The following is a 981-nucleotide window of genomic DNA, read 5'->3' on the forward strand; positions in this document are numbered from 1 at the left end:
GCGTTAGATGCACTAAGCACATAATTGCTCACAGCCAAACTATCAGGTCAAGTCTGCTTTTATTATTTTTAAGCGTGCATAATAAGCCCTACACAAATTGGGAGATATATCATGAAAGGCTGGCTTTTTCTTGTTATCGCAATAGTTGGCGAAGTAATCGCAACATCCGCATTAAAATCTAGCGAGGGCTTTACTAAGCTTGCCCCTTCCGCCGTTGTCATAATCGGTTATGGCATCGCATTTTATTTTCTTTCTCTGGTTCTGAAATCCATCCCTGTCGGTGTTGCTTATGCAGTCTGGTCGGGACTCGGCGTCGTCATAATTACAGCCATTGCCTGGTTGCTTCATGGGCAAAAGCTTGATGCGTGGGGCTTTGTAGGTATGGGGCTCATAATTGCTGCCTTTTTGCTCGCCCGATCCCCATCGTGGAAGTCGCTGCGGAGGCCGACGCCATGGTGACGGTGTTCGGCATTCTGAATCTCACCGAGGACTCCTTCTTCGATGAGAGCCGGCGGCTAGACCCCGCCGGCGCTGTCACCGCGGCGATCGAAATGCTGCGAGTCGGATCAGACGTCGTGGATGTCGGACCGGCCGCCAGCCATCCGGACGCGAGGCCTGTATCGCCGGCCGATGAGATCAGACGTATTGCGCCGCTCTTAGACGCCCTGTCCGATCAGATGCACCGTGTTTCAATCGACAGCTTCCAACCGGAAACCCAGCGCTATGCGCTCAAGCGCGGCGTGGGCTACCTGAACGATATCCAAGGATTTCCTGACCCTGCGCTCTATCCCGATATTGCTGAGGCGGACTGCAGGCTGGTGGTTATGCACTCAGCGCAGCGGGATGGCATCGCCACCCGCACCGGTCACCTTCGACCCGAAGACGCGCTCGACGAGATTGTGCGGTTCTTCGAGGCGCGGGTTTCCGCCTTGCGACGGAGCGGGGTCGCTGCCGACCGGCTCATCCTCGATCCGGGGATGG

General features: G+C 55.8%; 2 protein-coding genes. Both read left to right on the forward strand.

The annotated features are described in order from the left end of the window. Positions 1-111: 111 nt before the first annotated feature. A complete protein-coding gene (locus tag J4650_RS22635) occupies positions 112-459 on the forward strand; it encodes a quaternary ammonium compound efflux SMR transporter QacE delta 1 (RefSeq protein ID WP_000679427.1) in 348 nt (115 codons plus the stop codon). Beyond that, on the forward strand, positions 453-981 hold a 529-nt coding region (gene folP / locus J4650_RS22640; RefSeq protein WP_000259024.1), incomplete at its 3' end, for a dihydropteroate synthase. The genes J4650_RS22635 and folP, both read left to right, overlap by 7 nt.

It is taken from the genome of Salmonella sp. 32120201201600049SM (genome assembly GCF_017572835.1).
Lineage (GTDB): Bacteria > Pseudomonadota > Gammaproteobacteria > Enterobacterales > Enterobacteriaceae > Salmonella > Salmonella enterica.